This window comes from Okeania sp. SIO2B3 (genome assembly GCF_010672525.1).
In the GTDB taxonomy this organism is placed as follows: domain Bacteria; phylum Cyanobacteriota; class Cyanobacteriia; order Cyanobacteriales; family Microcoleaceae; genus Okeania.
Window position 1 is genome coordinate 17,276 of record NZ_JAAHGH010000072.1, and the last position, 22,051, is coordinate 39,326.

At 32.5% G+C, this 22,051-nt stretch carries 12 protein-coding genes; 9 read left to right on the plus strand and 3 right to left on the minus strand.

The window, feature by feature from the left end:
• Positions 1-38: 38 nt before the first annotated feature.
• On the plus strand, positions 39-431 hold the full coding sequence (locus F6K15_RS28080) for a hypothetical protein (protein WP_293067385.1): 393 nt from the start codon (positions 39-41) through the stop codon (positions 429-431).
• Positions 432-442: 11 nt separating this feature from the next.
• On the plus strand, positions 443-5,257 hold the full coding sequence (locus tag F6K15_RS28085; protein ID WP_293067388.1) for a WD40 repeat domain-containing protein: 4,815 nt from the start codon (positions 443-445) through the stop codon (positions 5,255-5,257).
• Between the two features lie 16 nt (positions 5,258-5,273).
• On the opposite strand, the gene F6K15_RS28090 is transcribed toward F6K15_RS28085, so the two are convergent.
• Both F6K15_RS28090 and F6K15_RS28095 read right to left on the minus strand, forming a co-directional pair.
• Positions 5,274-8,069 carry a DUF1822 family protein gene (locus F6K15_RS28090; protein ID WP_293067390.1) on the minus strand — a complete coding sequence of 932 codons (2,796 nt, stop codon included), beginning with the start codon at positions 8,067-8,069 and terminating at the stop codon, positions 5,274-5,276.
• Between the two features lie 30 nt (positions 8,070-8,099).
• On the minus strand, positions 8,100-9,662 hold the full coding sequence (locus F6K15_RS28095) for a sigma-70 family RNA polymerase sigma factor (RefSeq protein ID WP_293067393.1): 1,563 nt from the start codon (positions 9,660-9,662) through the stop codon (positions 8,100-8,102).
• A gap of 620 nt (positions 9,663-10,282) precedes the next feature.
• On the opposite strand from F6K15_RS28095, the gene F6K15_RS28100 reads away from it, so the two are divergent.
• From F6K15_RS28100 to F6K15_RS28125, 6 genes are all read left to right on the plus strand, one after another.
• Positions 10,283-11,338 (plus strand): hypothetical protein, encoded by a 1,056-nt coding sequence (locus tag F6K15_RS28100; RefSeq protein ID WP_293067396.1) that lies wholly within the window; start codon positions 10,283-10,285, stop codon positions 11,336-11,338.
• Positions 11,339-11,412: 74 nt separating this feature from the next.
• On the plus strand, positions 11,413-11,931 hold the full coding sequence (locus tag F6K15_RS28105) for a COP23 domain-containing protein (protein WP_293067399.1): 519 nt from the start codon (positions 11,413-11,415) through the stop codon (positions 11,929-11,931).
• A gap of 147 nt (positions 11,932-12,078) precedes the next feature.
• Complete coding sequence (locus F6K15_RS28110; protein ID WP_293067402.1) at positions 12,079-14,481, plus strand: dynamin family protein; 2,403 nt, start codon at positions 12,079-12,081, stop codon at positions 14,479-14,481.
• Between the two features lie 383 nt (positions 14,482-14,864).
• The gene (locus tag F6K15_RS28115) at positions 14,865-16,844 is read left to right on the plus strand and encodes a dynamin family protein (protein ID WP_293067404.1); all 1,980 of its coding nucleotides are present in this window, start codon (positions 14,865-14,867) and stop codon (positions 16,842-16,844) included.
• A 182-nt stretch (positions 16,845-17,026) separates the two neighbouring features.
• Positions 17,027-19,081: a dynamin family protein gene (locus F6K15_RS28120; protein ID WP_293067407.1), complete on the plus strand. Its 2,055-nt coding sequence runs from the start codon at positions 17,027-17,029 to the stop codon at positions 19,079-19,081.
• A gap of 974 nt (positions 19,082-20,055) precedes the next feature.
• Positions 20,056-21,000, plus strand: a complete 945-nt coding sequence (locus tag F6K15_RS28125) for a tyrosine-type recombinase/integrase (protein WP_293067410.1) — start codon at positions 20,056-20,058, stop codon at positions 20,998-21,000.
• Between the two features lies 1 nt (position 21,001).
• On the opposite strand, the gene F6K15_RS28130 is transcribed toward F6K15_RS28125, so the two are convergent.
• Positions 21,002-21,607 carry a hypothetical protein gene (locus F6K15_RS28130; protein ID WP_293067412.1) on the minus strand — a complete coding sequence of 202 codons (606 nt, stop codon included), beginning with the start codon at positions 21,605-21,607 and terminating at the stop codon, positions 21,002-21,004.
• Positions 21,608-21,832: 225 nt separating this feature from the next.
• Here F6K15_RS28130 and F6K15_RS28135 point away from each other — a divergent pair, with 225 nt between their 5' ends.
• Positions 21,833-22,003 carry a hypothetical protein gene (locus tag F6K15_RS28135; RefSeq protein ID WP_293067415.1) on the plus strand — a complete coding sequence of 57 codons (171 nt, stop codon included), beginning with the start codon at positions 21,833-21,835 and terminating at the stop codon, positions 22,001-22,003.
• Positions 22,004-22,051 lie beyond the last annotated feature (48 nt).

A 22,051-nucleotide genomic window follows, 5' to 3' on the forward strand; every position in this document is an offset into this window, starting at 1 on the left:
ATTTATAATCAGGGAATGAACTTACAAGGAGAAATATAATGGGATACGAAGTCAAAACCGTTACTCTTAAGCAAAAAACTAATATTGAAAAATTGGGTTATGAAATCTCAGACTGGATGCTCGATAATCATAAATTCTCTCTTGAGAAAAGAGAATGGCGTAATCAAAAATACTTTATTCAACTTAGTAAAAGTAATATGATGAGACAATTATCTGGTTTGGTTTACACTTTTAAGATTGAATTAGAACAAACTGAAAAAGTTTTGACTATTACCATTGATGATGGTGATTTACGCAATCAGTTGGTAGCATTAGGGTTGGCTGTATTTGTTGCTTGGCCATTACTTTTAAGTGCAGGATGGGGAATGTATGCAAAGGGTGATTTTCGGCAAAAAATATTTGGTAAGATTGAAAAAATGGCAAAGTCATAACACTAACTATAATGAGAAAAACAGCTATTTTAACAATTATTGAAGGGACAGTAAAAACAGGTTTTATTATTACTTTTAGTATACAGGAAGAGAACGGCGATTTTTTACTCTCTGTTAAAGCTAATTTACCTCCTAATGTGGAGATTGAGCAATTTTATAAAGCTTGGACAAAAAATTATAGTTTATTCTATGATGCCACTTCTTGTCGTATACAAGCCAAAAAAACAGGAAATTTATCAAGAAATGTTTCTCTTTTAGAACCCCTTGCCGAGCAAGAATTAAAACTCAAAACATCTCTAATTTTTTGGTTAGATTCTAATAAATTCAGACCAATAAAGGAAGCAATTTTAAGTAATTTTAATTATGATGATGAAATTAAATTTATTATTCAAACAGAAAATATATTTTTAAGGAAATTGCCATGGTCTGAATATAAACTATTTGAGAATTACCCCAAATTAGCTATAGTTTTTTCTAAATCTAAAACTAGAGTTATACATCCCAAGGATAGACATAAAGATAAAGATAAAGATAAAAAACAAGTCAAAATACTTGCTATTCTAGGCGATAGTTTCGAGCTTAAAGTAAAGGAAGATTTAAAGCAATTAAAAACTAAACTTCCTGATGCTGATATCTTCGAGATAATTAATCCTACGAGAGAAAAATTAACGGATAGATTATGGGAACAAAACTGGGATCTATTCTTTTTTAGTGGTCATAGTTCGTTAGATATGGATAGGGATAAAGCCTGGTTTGAGCTTCAACCTAATCTGGACGATCAAATCATAGTGTATTTTACTATTTTCTTACTAGCTAGAGACAAGAAATACCAACTAATATTTTTCTTCTTAGATTTTTATTACCCCACCGAATATATAACGATTAAAGATTTAAAAGAAGGCTTAAAAACAGCAATTAACAATGGATTACAGCTTGCCATATTTAACTCATGCGATGGTTTAGGTTTAGCAAAGCAATTAGAAGAATTACAACTGTCGGCGACAGTTGTTATGACTGAAAAAATACCTGATGAACTTTCACCTAAGTTGTTACAATATTTCCTTAATTTTTTTGCCAAAGAAGGAAACACTTTAGAATTATCTATCAGAAGAACTAGAGAAAGATTATCTGATTTAAAGAAAAAATATCCTAGTGCTAGTTGGCTGCCAGTTGTTTGTGAATCTTTAAAAACTGAATCTTTAACTTTGCACAAATTAGGAGGATTACCAGCTTGTCCTTATCGAGGTTTATTTACTTTTACAGAAGAAGATAGCGAGTTATTTTTTGGCAGAAATAAATTTATTGAACAGTTAGTAACAGCGGTTCAATCTCAATCATTAGTTACTGTTATGGGAGCATCAGGAAGTGGTAAGTCTTCAGTAGTATTAGCTGGCTTAGTTCCCTATTTGAAACGACAAGCAAAAGAAGTTCAAAAAGAAATTAAAATTGCTATTTTTACTCCCGGACATCATCCTTTTGATGCACTAGCTGGTGCTGTTATATCTTTGCAAAATTCAACTGAAAATAATCAACAGATATTAGAAAAATTAAATTTCTTTACTCAATTACAGCAAGATAATCAAGCATTAGCTAAAAATCTTGAAAAAATTATCTTGGATAGTAGTGTTAATCAGATTGTTTTAGTTATCGACCAATTTGAAGAATTATATACTTTTGCCCCTCAAGCACAAATTAAACCTTTTTTAGATAGTTTATTAACTGCTATTGAACAACTAGATTTTTTACGAGTAGTCATCACCTTAAGAGAAGATTTTTTAGGCAAAGCATTAGAAACTTTTGGTGAAACATTACAGAAGTATAAACCAGAATTTCTTCTGAAAATGAATCGTGAGGAAATAGAAAAAGCGATCGCTTCACCCGCAAGAAAACGAGGAGTAACTATAGACAAACAATTAACAGAAAGTTTAATTAATAGTGTAGTCAATGAACCAGGATATTTGCCACTATTAGAGTTTACTTTAACTCAACTCTGGAAATTACAGAATGATGGTCGTATTACTTATGAAATTTATCAAAAATTTGGTACTTTAGAGAAAAGTTTAGGGGAATATGCAGAGATAATATATCTTCAGAGAACTAAAGATGATAGAAAACGGATAGAGCAAATTTTTATTCAATTGATTTATTTTGGAGAGCAGCAAATAAATTCTCAAAGTAATGATAATAATCATCAAGTTGAACCATCTAATTTAGCACATCAACAAGATACCAGAACAATAGCAACAAAGGAACAGCTAGGAGATAAAAATTGGGAATTAATTTCTTATCTTGTTGCTGCTCGTCTAGTAGTAACTGGATATAATGAAAATACAGGGGAAGAAACAGTAGAAATTATCCATGAAGCATTAATTACTCATTGGAAAAGGTTACAAAAGTGGATTAGTAATAATCGATATTTTCGCAGTAAAGAACAAATAATAGGACAAAAAAGGAAAAAATGGCTGAATAAACATCAGTGTAGCGATGAAGCTTTATTGCAAGGTGTAGATTTGCTCGAAGCTGAAGCATGGTTGCAGAAATATTCTGACAAAGTTAAGCAAGATGACAAAAAATTTATTCAAAAAAGTATTGATTTTGAAGATGGGAAAAAGCAGGAGAAGGAACATTTAGATAAATTAGTTTTACAGCGCACTATTTATGCACTTTCTGGTATTTCAATAGCTGCTTTAATGGCTTTTTTAATTATTTTTATTCAATTCAAGCAATTGGAAAAACAAAGAATTAATGGTTTAAATCAACAAGTTGATAGTCGGAATAGCTCTAGTCAAAGCTTATTGCTTTTAAACAAAAATTTTGATGCTTTACGAGAAAGTTTCAAAGCTGCTAATTTAGCCCATAATAACTCAAATATTACTCATCATAATTATGTTAATACAGCTATTACGTTACAGAGTATATTATATCGTGTTCGATTAATGAGTGTTTGGGAAAAACATCAAAATATAGTCTTAAGTGTTGACATTAGTCCGAATGGTCAATTAATTGCTTCAGGAAGTCGAGATAATACAGTAAAAATCTGGTATTTAGATGGTACTTTGTTGACAAATATTACAGGGCATAAAGGAAGTGTTAATTATGTTGATTTTAGTCCGAATGGTCAATTAGTTGCTTCTGCTAGTAACGATAAAACTATTAAAGTCTGGCATAATAATGGAACTTTAATTACCACGCTAAAAGGGCATCAAGGTAGAGTATTATCTGTTAAATTTAGTCCTGATGGTCAGTATCTAATTTCAGGAGGCGACGACTCTACTCTGAGAATATGGAGTATTAATGGTCAATTACTGAGAACTTTAGATTCACATAAAAATTGGGTTTTTGATGTTAGTTTTAGTCCTCCCATACTAACTGCACAAAGGGAGAAAAACGAACTGTTAATTGCTTCTGCTAGTTGGGATAAGACAGTCAAAATTTGGAATTTAAAAGGTAAGTTATTAACTACTCTTGAAGGACATACAGATCAGGTTGATAGTGTAGTTTTTAGTCGTGATGGTAAGTTAATTATCACTGGCAGTGCTGATAATACGATTAAAATTTGGCAACCAGATGGTACTTTAATTAGAACTATTGAAACAGTACCTAATTTAGAGAATCTTTCACAAAAGGAAAAAGATGCAAATATTGTTTATAGTGTTAGTCTAAGTCCAGACGGTAAAATAATTGCTTCTGCAAGTAAAAATGGCAAAATTCAACTGTGGAATCTTCAAGGCGAATTATTGGAAACTTTGATAGGACATACAAATAGCGTTAACAGTGTTAGTTTTACTCCAAATGGTAAGGTTTTAGTTTCAGCAAGTGGAGATAGTACTGTGAGACTTTGGGATTTATCGCCTCGCCCATTTTTAAATCATAATGGTACCATTGTAGATTTGGATTTTATTTTAGATGGCAAAGAAATAGTTACTATTAGTAATGTTAGTCAAAATGAAACTGATAAGAAGAAAGTAATTAGACTTTGGGATTTGCAGAAACAACAATTTTCAGAATTTGCTAATCAAGAAAAATATCGCAGGGTTAGCGTAAGTCCAGATGGAACAAAAATTGTCACAACTAATGATGATAAGACAGTACAAATATGGAATAAAAAGGGAATATTACTGAAAACTTTAACAGAACATACTGAGAGAGTATTTGATGTTAATTTTAGTCCTGATAGTAAATTATTTGCCACTACAAGTTACGATAAGACTGTGAAAATATGGCGTGAAGATGGAACCTTAATTAATACTTTAACAGGACATAGCGATCGCGTCTTAGCAGTTAGTTTTAGTCCAGACGGTAAAAGAATAGCAACGGGAGGAGGCGATCGCACTATAAAATTATGGACGACAGAAGGTAAATTCTTAACCACATTAGTAGGTCATAATGATTGGATTTTAGATATTAAATTTAGTTCAGATGGTCAATTAATTGCTACTGCTAGTCACGATCAAACTATTAAAATTTGGAATTTACAAGGGGAGTTAATTAAAACTTTAAAGGGACATACAAATACAGTTAATAGTATTGATTTTAGCTCTGATGGTGAATTAATTGTTTCTGGAAGTGAAGATAATACGATTAAATTATGGAGTCGTGAAGGAGATTTATTAACTACAGTTAATCAGCATCAAGGAGGAGTGCGTAAAGTAGCTTTTAGTCCAGATGGTAAGAGTATTGTTTCAGGAGGTGGTGATGGAATTATTATTTTATGGAGTTTAGATTTAGGTACTTTAATTGAACAAGGATGTGGTTTGATAGGGGATTATTTAAGAACTAATTCCAATGTGAAAGAAGAAGAAAGAATGTTATGCGAGGTGAAGTAAATTATTTTTTTCACGTTTAAGAATTCATAATCTGTAAAATTTCTTGAGATAGTCTTTGAGCATTATCTAATATTTGTAAAGTTTCGGCTTTTATTTCTTCAAGTTCTCGCTGTTTAGCTTCACTTAAAACTACTCCTCGTTCGCGATCGCCTCGTAATTGAGCCAGTTTATTTTGAGTATTATCTAGAAGTGCTTCTACTTCCTGGTTTAAGGTTTGCTGAAGAGCGGCAAAAGGTTCTGAAATTAGATTACTAATTTCTTGTTCAAGATGTTTTTCTCGCAGTCGCTTATCAATTTCTTTGGTAATTGCTTCTTTGAAATTAGCTCTAAAATTACGTTCCATTTCCTTAGTAAAAACGCTTTTAGCTAACCAATCTCCTGCAAAAATACTAGCAATTCCAGTAGCTAAAACAAGAGGAAAACCAACTGTTATCCCAAATAATCCTGCTAAAATTCCTGTACCTATAAAAGTACCTACACTAGCTCCTGCACCTACAGCAGCACCTTTAACTCCCACAAGACGATAACCAGACCAAATTCCACCTAATCCTGTAAATGCAGCTAAAGCAGGAGTAATTGCTTGTGCATCAGAAGTCGTCTTTTTTTCAGCATTAAATTCAATATCAACAAACTCCATTTCAATATAATTCAAACTTCGATCTACTGAGGTTACAAAATCTTTAAGACGCTCTACTTCTCGATCAATTCCCTGTTTAGTTTCTGTTTGTATTTTCTCGGAAAATTGACGACTTACTTTTTGTATTGCATTAGTAACAGCGTGAGAAAAATTTTCTTGTAAAATGTTCTTACTTCTTACTTCACCTTTCTCAATGGGAGTTTCTTCAATAGCTGTTTCTGCTGCTTGTTTGAGAATAATTGGTAGCTGATAAATTAAAGGCTGAACTCGATATTTTACATTTTCAGTCGCTTGATTAATCAAGTTCATTTCTTCTTTTTTCCGATTCCGAATACCTTCTAGTTCAACAACACCAATATCATAGTTTTGTAGGAATTTACTCTGCTCCATTTTTACAGCACTTTCTTCAAGATTAATTGTTTTAAGAATCTCTGTAGCAGAAGCAATTATACGATTGATTGGTACTTGTAATAAAATAGCAGCTCTATCTAAAGTTAAAAATTCTTCTAAAGCTTTTTCAAATATAGAAAAACGACTCTGAGCTAATAAATTTAGTTGATTCGTTTGTTTAGCTTTTAATGCTTTAAGAGCAGAAATACCAAAAACTTTAGGTTTCCCAATTTTTTTGATAAAGTTATGATATTCAGAAGAATCTTTAGTATATTGTTCTTCAGCTCGCTCAAGAATAAAGTCTGTAATTTTATTTTTGGTATAATTAATAATACGGTCTGCATCACTTCGAGAGAAATAATCAAGCCCATTAACAATAAAAATAACTCTTCCTAAGTCACTACTTAAAAGTTTATTTTCAAGAAAATCTTTTTCTGATTGAGAAAAGGGAGATTGAGCAGAAATAACCATAATTGCTGCATCTACTTGAGGTAAAATAGAAAATGTTACTTCTGCCATATTAGCTTCATCATTAAGCCCTGGTGTGTCAAAAATTTCAATATTATTCCTGCAATATTCAATATTATGCTGAATAATTACTTCCTGAATTGAAATAGCTTTTTTTTCAGACTCAACAGTTAATTTAGTTACATATTGTTTTAATCCCTGAATAGGAACTTCTGTTTCTAGGCCATCCTTAAATACAACTTTGACGGATGGTGTCAATCCGAAGATAACACGGTTGATAGCTGCTGTTGTCGGCAATACATCAGATGGTAAAATTTCTTGACCTAATAAAGCATTAATAAAGGTACTTTTGCCTCTGTTAAATTCCCCAACAACAGCTATGGAAAACGATTGTGTTTGAAGATTATTTAAAACTCTATCAATTAGTTCAATAGACTTGTTTAAATTAAGCTTTTGAGAAAAAGATTTTAATCTAGTCAAATTATCCACTAATTTGAACTTAGTTTGCTCATAATATTCAAATGAAGATAAAACAGGTATATTTTCGAGATTTGATTTTGGTTTCCAATTAATATTACCAAGTCTTAATTGATAAAGCTGCTCTCTCCAACCAGCATTTCCTAATAAAGCCTTAAACCAAGTAAAATATTCTACTTCCAATCTTGGGAAATAAATACTATCCTGACTTAAATTTTCTACTAAATCAGTTACTTCTGTAGAAGATAAAGTCGGTAAAGCTTCTAAAGCTTCAACATTATTATCTAACTCATTTTCATCTAAATCCTGCATCAAAAAAATAACATTCAAATCCTCAACTAAATCTTCCCTCTCCAATACATAACTACGATTAACTTCATCATATTCACCCTCATTTTTAATCTGTTTATGGGTAGCATATCCCAACACTCTTAACCAACCATCTTCACAATTAACCTGCACAGCTAAATAATAATTACCCCTCCAACTTGGAATATCAACCCACTCCCCAGGAATAATAAATTCATCTGTATCAATACCATCGCTAGGAATAATTACAAACCTTGCTTTACCAAAATCAATAGCTGTCCCATTCACAAATTCCCATACACTAGGCAACTCATTTCTCTTAGGAAAAGGTAATGGTTGCACTCCTTCTTCTTCCTCTTGAAACCAAGCTAATAAAAGATTTAAACAAAGACTATTCAAATAAGCATTTAACCTAGCAGCATCATTAGAATAATCCCCTTCATTAGGTAGTGCATTCTCCTCATCTTCTTCAGAGATTTCTATCCAAATTTGTTCGGGAAATTCTCTAGCTAATTCATCAAAACTCAACATAGTCTTTTGCTTCCTTATCTTAGTTTTATATTATAGATTATTTATTTTGATTTTTTCAAATAATTGTGCGTAAGAAACTTTTTTCAGAAATTCATCTATGAATTTAAGTAAAGTTTCATCTAGTGTGGGAATTAAATTACTATCTAGCTCTTTAGGTAATTCTAGATTATCGTTAATATATCTTTTTAACCGCTCTAATAAATAATTTCGGGAATCTGTCAAACATTTCTCAATTTCAGAATCAGTTATTTCTAATTTCTCTGCTATCTCTTTTTTAATTGATGCAGACTTTTCTTCTAATGACTTTTTATCCATAGAAAAAGTTTCTATATAATAAAGACTCATGATTTTCAGATTACTGCTAGAAGTTTGTGTTAATAAATCCTCTAAAATTTCATAAAAATCTTGCTTGCAACAAGAATATCTTAACCATTCATTGATTTGTTTAGATAGATTTTTGTTCTCTTCTTTAGTAAGTTTTCTCTCTACTTGCTCTTGCTTCATCTTAACACATTTATCTAATAACGGTTTACGGTATTTTGTTAACTTGCGAGAAATTTGATACTGTTTTAGATTAAATAATTTAGCGATTTCTGTCTGTCCTAGTTGTATACCATTTTCAAGAATTAACAAAGTTTTTGCTTCTGGAGATAACTTGGTAAAATCATCGGTTAAAATATTATTTATTTCTTGCCATTCTTGGTCTTTTTCTAGTTTCTCCTCTCTAAAACTATCATCACTGGCAATTTCAAAATATTCTTTCTCCTCATCATCAATATAAACAAGTGACTGAGGTTTTTGATAATTCCTCATAGCATTAACACATTCATCTAGCAATTTTTGAATTGCTTCTCGATCTATATCGTTTGTAATACCTCTACTATTTCTCACATAATTATAATCATTGACTATCTTTTTCCATTGTTCATCAGTAGGCTCCGGGAATCTTTGATTTGCTCTAACTATAGGATGATAATGTTTTTGAAAGCACTCCAAAGCTAATAAACAAGATGATAATTTTACATCTAATATTCTTGCTGATTCTAAAACCTTTCCCCATTTTTTAGAAGAAATATTTTTATCCTTTAATATCCTCCAATCACTAGCACCATCTAATCTCCTTCGCTTCAGATAAAATTCTTTCAAATAATCTTTGATTTTTTGTTGACACCAACTTCTAATGTTAGTAGGTTTAAAAAAAATCCAATTGTATTTTTCAAAGATTTTCAGAGTCTTTTCCAGAACAAAATTTATTGCTTGGTAAAATCCATCTATCCACCTATCATCATCAGAAGCAAACTTATTATGAATTTCTTTAGTTGCCCAAAAACAACACTCTTGTAAATAAGATTGAAGATGCCTTTGTGGTATGCTTATAGAACCATTTTCAACAACAGCCAAATCATACCAAAATTTTACCCAAATAGGTTCATATTGTTCTAAATTACCATTTAAACTCGGTCTATTTTTCTGCTGCTGTTCAATATTACTTTTTAATTTTTTATCGTATAACCATTTACTCGAATTTCCATAATCATCTTGCACATCAAGAAAAGTGGAAAACATATTGAGAATATTAGTTCGTTTTTCCATAGTAAAAAGACTTGTATAAATCAAAACTGACGATGATTAAACATTAATATTTTTTTGATAGTTAGATAACATTACCAGCTATTCCTGCATAGTAATGGTAGATAGGAATATCTCTAGCACGGGAGCAAGATGCTCCCACTATTCTCGTAACAAAAATACAGCAGATTCCAAGTATATGAAGTACAGATATTAACAATTAAATGTTTATAGTCCGGGCATCTTGCCCGCTCCGGGGTGTACCTCACGCCTGGTGGAATCTGCTGTAATTATAATGGACGACCATTACAATGCACCACTACCTAATTCTCTTTGATGATTTCTTTCTAATTTAGGACTTACTTGGATAAATTCACTTTTCATAACCGGATTTGGTATGATTTGATATTGTGTGCAAGTCCTGTAATTTTAATTCAGGATTAGCTTGACACATGAACAAATTGTTCTCTAGTTAGCTTAGTAATTGGATTAAGATTTAATACAATTGATAAACCCAGTTTCTGCGTAAGTCCTAAATTTCTCAAAAATTTCTATCCCCACTTTGCATTTTTTCTTAAACCCTACCTGATATAGAAATATAGAAGGGAATAAATCCGTCTAAATATTATAGTAAGAGGTGTACTATGTTGTTTAATTACCTTTTTTCACAATTTGCTGAGGATTGGTTTCAAGGAGATAATTCTCCAGATAACCCAGATAAAGATGATTTTGGTAATGATCCACCAAACAGTACCAGTAATTTCACTGAGTCAACCTTAAAGGATGAATATTTTGGTGGAGATAGACATGGAGATAAATACGGTTATAATCTACCTGATGCTACAGAGTCCTTTTCTGACCTACCATCAAACGAAATATTCTTCCGAGGAGACGATCCTGATGGTAACGGTCACGAGCCTCCAGATAATATCCAAGAGTTTTCTGAATCTAATATTAACGATTTAGATTTAGATGAGAGCATAACTGACGATTCTTGGGAGGATGATAATGATGAAAAATTCTTTCAAAGAAATAGTTCTGATGATACTAATGCAGACAACAGTATAGCTAGTAGTGACTCTTTGGAAAGCGATCGCGCAGACTATTACATCCCAGAAAATAATTGGTGTCCAGAAGACTTTGACGGATGGGGCGATCCTATTCAAGATGGTAATTGTTGGGAACAACAAGATAGTGGAACATCTTGCGCTGTAGTTGCTCAAATTGCTGTTTATGAGTCTATTACAGGAATGGAAATTTCTGAGACTAAAGCTTGTGAAATAGCTCAAACAAACGGTTGGTACGATCCTCAAAAGGGTACGACTGGTGAGGATATTGGGAAATTATTAGAAGGTTTTGGCATTTCTACAAAGCAATCTTACGATGCAACCTTAGTTGATATTGCAGAAGCTTTAGAAAAAGGAGATAAGGTAATTGTAGGACTAGATGCTAATGAAATTTGGTATCCCTATCGAGATAGTACAACAGGTAATCCCATCGAACAAACAAATGTAGGTCATGCTGTCTGGGTTACAGGAATAGACCCTCAACCCGATGGCAGTATCAAAATTATTCTTAATGATAGCGCTACACCTGATGGCAAAATGAAAGCTATAGATGCAGAAGATTTTCTTAATGCTTGGGAAGATTTTAGCAATTTATTAGTAGTAGCTGATACACCTAACAAAAGACTCTGGTAAAAATTAATTTTTGGCTGCATAAATCAGAAAAATTAACCTAATACTACTTTAGAGGAATTAGAGATATTTAGTGTATGAACATCAAACATTTGGTATTAGTTCTATTAGCACTTGCAACATTCAGTTGTTCCTCAACTACTGCTAATAGTTCAAATAAAATTGCTCAATCTAATATTTTATCTCAAAGTCGTTTTTTCTGCGAGCAAGACTTCAAAGGAACCCCTACTACTTATGTACAAACAGAAAGAGGAAGAATTGCTATTATTAAGTGGGTTTCTGAGTTTTTCACAGATTCAGGTTACGACCCGCAAACTCGTTGTCAACAAGTTTCTCCCCAATTTCAAAAACTTTATAATAGGGGACAACTTAACTATCTTAGTGCTGGACAAAAAAATGGTCAATATATTATCTGTGGTTTAAACGAACTAGGCGGACAGTGCGACCAATTATTTACTCTTAAACCTCAAGAAAATCCTGGTGCTATTTTAACTCATTTAAGAAAATTAGCTAGTGGAGAAACAAAAGAAGCTTATTTTGGTAGTTCTGCTGTTGATTTTAATAATTTCTTAGAAAATGCTCCTGTCGAACCTTAGAATTTTTCTTTAATTGTGGTTGGTGGGTTAACTAAACTTTGAGGCAAAGAGACTAAGTAAAAAAAGTATAGTTACAACAAGAATGTAGGAGCGAATAGCTATTTGCCCCTACTTACTACAGTTCAATAATATTTAGGAAGAATAAAAATGACAATTAATCATCAATTACTGCAACAAATATCTGCTAAAGCAGCCAAAAAACAAACAGGTGTTGGTGCTTTACCCCGCAGTATTCATAAAACACCAGGACTTCGAGAATGGGTGACAATACAATCTTTTGCTTTGCCCCCTGTACCTTTTAAACATCATCAAGAATGGAGGATTATTTCATTATTAATTACCCAAAAAAAAATCAATAATCAACAACAAGAGTGGTTTGCTCCTTGGGGAGCAATAGAATGGTCTTTTTCTCAGAAAAGTGTTATTCAAAAAATTGATTTTCGAGATTTACCCCAAAGTTCACCAATAACTTCTTTAAGAGAAAGAAGTTTCATATCTGTTCATCCAGCCAATGGTAAAAATTATCTAGAATTAGACTCATATACTGAACGGGAAAATCGCCTTTTTCAAGCTCTTGATAAATTACTAAAATTACCACCATCCGAAGAGATCGATTTAGCTACTCTTAATCCTGATTATGCTGCGATTTTACCAACAGAAATTTATCCTTATTATTGGGCTTTAATTCCCGAAAGTAAAACTTGGCTACATTATGATAGTTCAGCTATAAAACAAAATTCTGAAAATTCTGTTCGAGTAGAGCAACCTTCTAATAGAGAAGAGCGACAAACTCAACCATCACAAGATAGTAAAAAAGCTATAGATGTAACTAATCATTTAATTTCTTGGCTACATCAAACTTCTGCCTTAGCAAAATCTACTCAAATTGATAATCTAATTTTAGAATTAGATAATATAGAAAAACGTGACCGATCAAATAGTTTTTGTTTAGTTATTGTGGGAGAAGTAAATCGTGGTAAAAGCAAATTCATTAATCAAATTTTCAATCGTAGCCTTGTTCCTGAAGGAATATTACCTACCACAGCTACTTTAACTTCAATTACTGCTGCTCCCATAGAAAAAATGATAGTTTATTCTGCTAAAAATCGAGAAGAACGAGATTTACAAGAATCTTCATGGAATGATTTATTAGCAACAGATAAAGCAGGAACAGATCGAGAAACATTTGCAGGAGTTGAACTAACTGTTAATGATGCTTGGTTAAAAGAATTAGATGTTGAATTAATTGATACTCCTGGAACCCAAGATTTATGTAATCGTCGTGCAGAATTAGTTTTCGATGTTTTAAGCAATTCAGATGCAGCAATTTTTGTGATTCATAGTAATTTCCCTTTAAGTCTTACTGAAAAAAATTTCCTGAAATATGAATTACTCAAACGTCGTGTCCCTAACATTTTAGTAGTAGTTTCTCACTTGGATAAAATCTCAGTAGAAGAAAGAATTAGAGTTATTAATCATATCAAAAAACAATTAAGTGAAATTTCTAGCAATATTCCTGTATTACCTTTACATCCAATTGATGATTCTACTACTGATGAAGAAGTTATTAATCAGGTTAAATTTTTTATTCAAGAAATGACTAACAAAGGAAAGCGTAGAATTTATAAAAGTCAACAAATAGCAGGTCAAATAACAGAATGTCTTACTAATTTAATTAACATAGGGGAAGGAGCGATCGCTACAGCTAAAATGAATCCAACTGAAAAAGAAGCTGCTGTTCAAAAAGCTCGTTTAGAAGTTGAAAATAATGAAGAAAATTGGGGTAAAATCCGTCGTAACTTACATCAAAAATATCAGCAAAAAGTTAAAGACTTACAAGATAAAATCTTTGACGATAAAAGCCAGTTATTAGAAACACTTATCTTTGAGCTAGACCGAAACTCAAATCCTAAATATTGGTGGCAAAGAGAATTACCATTTCGTTTAAAACGTGAATTACTCAGCTTAAGTCGTAAATTAGAAGATTATATAATTAGAGCTATAGCTGCTGATTTTGATTGGTTAAACAAGGCAGTTTCTCAAACTTTTTCAATGAAAATATCTAAAAATAGTTCATTTGATCGACAAAATTATTCTTCAAGAAATATTGATCCTCATCTCAGCGATATAGAACTTTCCGATCTACAAAAAGACCGTTTATTTAATCGTTTAGGAATGGGAGGAATAACAATATGTGCCTCTATTTTTGGCGGTCCTGTTGGAACTCTAGCTAGTATGGGAACAACAATTTTAACCGAACAAATTATTCATAAAAAAATCAATGAACAAAAACAGATTATTAAGATTAATTTAGAACCAACTATTAATAAAATTTTTGAAGAATATTATCAAGGTGCTTCTAAACGTCTTTACCATCTATATGAGCAATTAATTGCAGAAACAAAACAGAAACAAATGCTTTGGTTATCATCCCGTAATAAAGCCATTAAACAAATGAACTTTGTGAGTTCTGCCGAGCAACATTGGGAACCTATTATCAAGCAAGCATCAGAGTTAAAAGAAGAAATTTTACATACTCTATCTGCATAATTGTCTTAATTTATTTTGATATCTATTATATGGCAGTCCTAAACAATTCGTGAGAAATGAAGATATTTTGATTGACTGTAACCCTTTGGAGTAAACCTTGTGCTTCTATATAAATAATAGGGTAGTCCTGCATAGTAATAGCATACAGGAAAAAGGAATGCCTGGCACGGGACCAAGATGCTCCCACTATTCTCGTAACAAAAATAATGATAATGCACGACCATTACAATGCACCACTACCAATAATAGTAACTTGTTATATCAAATCCCTTTAGTTAGGCATAAAAAAATATTTGCCATAATCACAAATATTTCTAATTTTCCCTGATTATGACTGCTAGTTCCTGACTCCTGAATCCTAATTTAATGAGGTACAAATAATTATGTATCCAGTTTCTATTGACTATCAAGAAACAACATTGATTTTGCTAAATATCATCAAAGTATTACAACAGTTCTCTCAAATACTAAATCTAAATAATTTAATATTTATTATGGAGAATGCTGAAAAACGCCTTAAAGATCATCAATTTTCTATTGCCGTCGTCGGCGAATTTAATCGGGGCAAAAGTACCTTAATTAATGCTTTATGCGGAGAAGAGATTTTACCTTCAGATATTTTACCTTGTTCGGCAACTCTAAACCGCATAAGTTACGCAGAAAAACCAAGTGCTAAAATTAATTTCCAAGACGGAAGCGAAAGAGAAATAGAGTTTTATAAATTAGCTAATTTTGTTACTAAAAAAAATACAGAATCACAAGCCGTAGCAGCAACAGTAAAAGAAGCAAAAGTCTATTATCCTATCTCTTATTTTCAACATAATAAGATTGAAATTATTGATACACCGGGATTAGGCGATGAAGATAATATGACCGCTGTTACTCTATCAGTTTTACAACAATGTGAATTAGCAATTATGATAATTTCGGCTCAATTTCCCTTTTCTATTACTGAAAGTAATATTCTCATTGATAAATTATTAGAAAATGGTGTTGGAGAAGTTTTATTTATTGTCAACGAAATTGATAGATTTGATAAAACAGAAGATGTAGAAAGAGTAATTAATAAAATCAGCCATCGCATTGAAGAAACTATTAATGAATGGGCACAAGACCAAATAAACCCTGAATTAGCTCTAAAAAAAATTGGCAAACCGAGAGTTTGGGGATTATCAGCACTACAAGCTTTAAAGGCTAAACAAACCCACGACATGGCTTTATTAGGTCAAAGTCAATTCGTTAATTTTGAACATGACTTGAAGACTATTTTATCTGAAAAAAGAAGTTTAATAATTTTACAAGTAACTGTTAATCAAATTATTAAAGTTGTGACTGAAATTATCGAAACTATTAGTCTTCAAAAAGAATTACTAGATCGACAACAAGCACAATTACAAGAAATGAGTGCAATTATTGATTCTGAGGTATCCAAAATTCGTCAAAAGAAACGAGAAGTTATTCAATTTATAGACGATACAATTTCGACAGCTCAACAACAGGCTCAGACATCAACCTACAAATTTCAACAAGACCTAAAAAAAGCAGCGGAAATAATCATTGACAATACAACAGTAACTCCAGCGGAAATAAAGAATGATAATTTTTTACCAAATTTATCTAATCAAATATCTACTTCTTTGAATGAGGCTAGTAATAAGCTAACTCAAAACATCGAAAGTGAAATTATACAAGGACAAGAATTATTCGTAGCTAAAATTTTAGATTTTAGTCAGTTCGTTGAAAATATGCCTGACAATATATATCATAAATTAAAACAATTAGAAATTGATATTAGCTTGACTGATGAAGTAATTCAGCAAATTGAAACAGTTAATCAACTTTGTAATAACTTAACTGCTAATAATAATAATAATAATGAATTATTTCTAATATCTTTTAACTCAGATAGTTTTATGATTCAAAATAATCCCAGTGGCGTAGGAACTGGTATTGGTGCTGGTATTGGACTTGTCTTATTAGGACCAATTGGCGCAGGTATTGGTGCTGGTATTGGGGCAAATATTGGCAACAGATCGAGAGCTAAGAAATTTAAAGAAAAATTTCAACCATTAGTTAATATAGCTATTGATGATAAATTACGAGAAAAAAATATTAATCAGATAGTTGATGATTATGTATCTCAAGCTTTGGTAGAAGTATTGCGACAAGCTAAAAAAATCCTAGAAACTATCAACTCTGTAATCGAAACTATCCAATCAAACTTAGTTGAACAAATAGCGCAACAGGAGACGCTTATTAATCATAAAAAACAACAAATTACTCAAATGGAACCAGAAACACAGTCTATTTTAAACTATGCTCAAAACTTATCAGAAAAATTAGTTAAAATCAGGAGTGCATAAATTTTACTTTTTAACCTGATGAAAGAATAAGTAACCAATTTTACGAATTAAGGAGGTGATGTTAATGGTTATCTAGCAGTTATTCTAAATATCCATCAGGAGTAACTACCTAATTCTATATTAGCCTCGACATTTTGAAATGATATCTACTTTAAAGTTTTGAAATTTAGGAAAATACAACCATGTCAACTCAAGAAAAATCAAGTACAGAAACAACAACCAATTCTCTTGGTTCATTCATTAACTATAACCAAGTAATAATGACTTTAGTAGGAGACTTAAATAAATTAAAGTCATTTAGTCAAAAACTTCACCTAAACAAATCAATTAAACTAATTGATACTATTTTAAAAAAAATCAAAACAGAATCTTTTTCTATTGCTATTGTTGGTGAATTTAATCGTGGCAAAAGTAAATTGATTAATGCTTTATTAGGTCAAGAAATTTTACCATCTGATGTATTACCCACAACAGCAACTCTCAACCGTGTTATCTTTGGGTTTACACCATTAGTCAAAGTTGTATTTAAGGATGGTTCTGAAAAAGAAGTTCCTATTAAAGAATTAAAACAATATGTAACTAAATTAACTATTGAATCTGAAAAACAAGCTAGTTCAATTCAGGAAGTAATTCTTGAATATAATGTTGAATATTGTAAGAAAAATGTTCAGATTTTAGATACTCCTGGATTAAATGAACATGGTGATATGGATGAATTAACAATTTCTCTTTTACCTAATGTAGATGTAGCTATTTTGGTAATGTCAGCTCAAGCTCCTTTTGCAAAATCAGAACAAAATTTTTTAGAAACTCACTTACTAAATAGCGATCTAGGACGAGTTATTTTTGTTGTTAATCAAATCGATTATCATAGCCCGGAAGACGCAAATCGAATTATAAGTTATGTGGAACAAAGAATTAAAGCATATGTTTTAGAAAGGGCTGAAGAAGAGTATGGGACAGAATCTCCAGAATATCATAAATACATTAAAACAATTGGGAGACCTAAAGTTTTTGGTATTTCTGCTCTGAAAGCATTAAAAGGTAAAGAAACAAATCAACTAGAGTTATTAGCTCAGAGTCGTTTTCCAGTGTTTGAAGATGCGCTAGAACAGTTTTTAACTCAAGATCGAGCCGCAATTTTATTACAAGTTCCTGTTAATCGAATAATTAGTTCGTCTACAGAAATTATCTATACCATTAATATGGAAGAAAATGCCTTGAAAATGAGCAGAGAGCAATTTCAACAAAGTTATGATACTGGTGTTAACGAAATAGAAGGCATTCGTAAGCGGAAAAAAGAAGAAATGGAGTTGATTAATAAGGCAGCAGAAAATGTAAAATATCGAGTTCAGCCTTTAATTTATCAGCTTCCAATTATTCTGAAACAAGCAGTAGAAACAGCTATTGAAGAAACTCCCATTGAAAAAGGAGAAGTCAAAAGAAAGAAAGTTTTACAAGAAAAATTTTCTCGTGCTGTTACTAATGCAGTACAAAAAGCAAGTCGTCAATTTTCCGAGAAAATACAAACAGAAATTCAACAGGGTATCGATCGAGAAGTAGATCGTCTTAAAGATTTTACTACTTCAGTAGATGAAGCTTTTAATAAGATTGAAATGGAGTTTGTTGATATTGAATTTAATACTGAAAAAAAGACGACTTCTAATGCACAAGTAATTACTGCTGCTTTAGCTGCATTTACGGGATTGGGTGGAATTTGGTCTGGTTATCGGGTTGCAGGAATAAAAGGTGCAGCAGTTGGTGCAGGTGCTAGCATTATAACAGCTTTTGGAGTAGGATTTATAGCAGCCATGTTTGGTCTGACGATTGGTTTCCCAATTATTGTAGCTACTGGAATTGCTGGCATTTTTACAGCAGATTGGTCAGCTAAAAAAGTTTTTACTAAAGAGATGGAACGCAATTTTAAAGATAATTTCCAAGAAGCAATTACCAAAGAAATTGATAAGAAACTGCGAGAACAACATCTTGAACAAGAAATTAGTAATCTAATTTCAGAACCTTTTAATGCTCTTCAGCAAACCTTAAACCAGGAAGTAGAAGCACTTCTGGATAATACTCAAAATAAACTGGCTCAATTACGAGGCGATCGCGAACGAGGAGTAGTCTTAAATGAAACTAAACAGCAAGAACTAGAGACAATGCGTACCGAAACTCAAAGAATATTAGGTAATGCTGAACGATTATCAAAGGAAATTGTGGAAATCATGGGTATTTAACCTCATGGGGTGACAAGTAAGCTAAAAGATAGATAGAGAAACAGTTTTGTGACATAGATAGAACAATAATTCAAATAAAAGGCTCTTCCTTCAGGGCAAATCCCTTTCTATATATAGCTTTCAACTGGCTTGTCACCTCGTGAATAAAAATGGTTGTAGTATGATGACCTAACGTTTCATCACACGCCCGTTCGGCTCTTTCCAGGGCATCTGCCTAGTTTGTCTGGTTTGTCTGGTTGGCTCTAGTCTCGTGGCGGTTCTGGTTTTTTGGGAGTTTCGCTCTTGTCTCGTGTAGAGACTTGTAGACTTTGAGCGAGCGAGAAGGGCAGGAGGCAGCACTGCCTTCTGCTTTTTCTCCGAATCTGTTAAGACTATGGACGCACGTTGTTTTTTTCGGATTGATGTCGCAATGCCAATCAGGTTGGTTGTAGGAGAGGAAGCTATAACTTTTGTCTAGGAAAAATCACCAAAAGACTAGATATTGTGAAATTGAGCCACAAGTTGCTCTTAGCAACTTTATCAATCGATTTAGCTGTTGTCAAGAATTATGCTTTACCCAAAAATTAATTAATAATTCTTAATTTTTAGATGATCCAACGCTCGGTTGGACATGACTTAGCCAGTTGGCCAAGACTTTTACCCGTTGAATTATTTCCTAATTGAACCTGACGATAAATTCAATAGGCTCAATAATTTTTGTGGCCTTTTACTCTAATTTACAGACTTTTCTGGGAAAAACTTCAGTAAATATAATTAAGCTATTACTAACTAATTTATTTTTTATACAAATTGCTAAAATTAAAGTAATCGTGCTATAATAAAATATAGAAAGGAGTAAAGAATAAATACATAGACACGAAAAAGTATTAAAAATATCTCAAACCAGAGATAATTCAAAGGTAATAAAAAGAGAATAAAAACTGTGAGAAAATGGCTCTTGAGAATCCCACTTTTGAAGAGCTATTAGAGTTATCATGGAAAATCTCTCTTTGTGTGGCCTAGATCATCTTGGACTCACTGCCCCTGTCCCTCTTAACCAACATCCTGTGGGGGTCTATTTGGCCTCTTTGAGTCCTGGTTCTGTTGTCACCATGAGACAGTCTCTCAACACTATGGCCTCTCTCTTGACGAAGGGTGAGTGTGATGCAATAACTCTGGATTGGTCTAAACTCCGCTACCAACACACCGCTGCACTCAAAGTTGCCCTTAGACAGAAATATTCCCCATCCACTGTCAATAAAATGCTTTGTGCTTTGAGGCGGGTATTAAAAGAGGCTGTTCGTTTGGATTTAATCGACCCCCAAAACTATTCACACGCAGTAGATTTATCTAATATGAGAGTTCAAGGTAAACCTAGAGGTCGCGCTCTGACTCGTTCTGAAATTACACGCATCATGGAAGTCTGTCAGTCAGATGCACCAATAGATGTGAGGGATACTGCAATAATTGCTATCCTACGGGGTACGGGTTTGCGTCGAGCTGAAGTGGTTAATTTAGACTTAGAAGATTTTGACCCTACAACCGGAAAGGTGCAGGTACGTCTGGGGAAAGGAGGTAAGGATAGAATGGTTTATTTGCCAGAAAGTGCGATCGCACTTGTGGAAAATTGGTTACGGGTAAGAGGAGAAATGCCTGGACCATTATTGTGTCCGGTTAATAAGGGTGGCAACTTACAGATGCGCAGGATGTGTCCTGATGCGGTTTTGAAGATTTTGAAGAAGCGCGCTCTACAGGCGGGTGTTGAGGAGTTTAGTCCCCATGATTTCCGTCGGACGTTTTGTTCTGATTTGCTCGATGCTAATGTGGATATTGTGACGGTACAGAAATTAGCAGGTCATGCTTCACCCGTTACTACAGCGAAGTATGATCGACGGGGTGAGGAAACTAAAAAACGGGCGGTGCAAAATTTAGAGTTTTGACCTAATCAACAAGTGGATTAAATTCGGTTCCATGTTCTCTTACAATTGCATTCATGTTTTCAATATTTTCCTCTAATATAGAATTGATAAACATTTCTCTTGCTTGATGTGGAATAATAATTGTAGTATCATCATCTTCTGGAATTGCATCTAAAATCTTTTTAATATTATTATTATCCCAACCAATAGGGCTAAAATTGAGAACCATTGGATAGATTTTGTCGGCAATTTCAATAGCTTTTTCATAAGAATTCCAAACTGATAAACATTTTGCTAATGTGGCTCCTGGAGGTTTAGCAATTATTAAAAATTTTCCTGATAAATTTGATTGTTCAATCCATAGATAATATTCATCTGTTTGAAATTTTCTCGATTGAATATAGAGATGCTCTTGATCGACATTTATTTCAAGACGTAAATTTTTATATTCCTTTGATATTGCATTTACAGTCCATTGGAATGCTGTGATATCTCCTTCTATAGGTATTTTTATTGTAATTGGTTCTGTTAAACCTATCAAAATTTTTTCGAGAATATACTTTTTGAGTCTATTAATTTTTTTTCTACGACTTTCAGGAAGTATTTGAAAAAGATTATTTTTACCCATTTTTTCTTTTTCTGATTTTGATGTAGTTTATATTAAATGTTAGCAAATTATTAACAGTTGCTCAACCTTAAGAAAAACCCACATCGTTTTAATAAGATTCCGTAATCTGCCTGGCTTTTGGTAGCTACAGTAGTCTGCGAATGATGTTGAAACAGAACTCCGCAAGCTCCGCTCTGTGTAACGAAGTGGGTCTTTATATGTGCTTCAAAATTTTAACTGTTCAACTTGCCAAAGGGTCTGATTGAGCGTACGCCCTTTGGCTATAAAACAAGTTTTTCGATAGCAAATACTATCGAAAAAATAGATGCAAAAAAAACAAGAGCGATCGCTGGCTTCTTAATACTTTTTATTGAACACTATTTACCAGCAGAAGAACTACCTGCCCTCTCCTCCTGACATTCTAACCAAAACCCTATAGCTTCTCTAATTATAGCTGATTTTGTT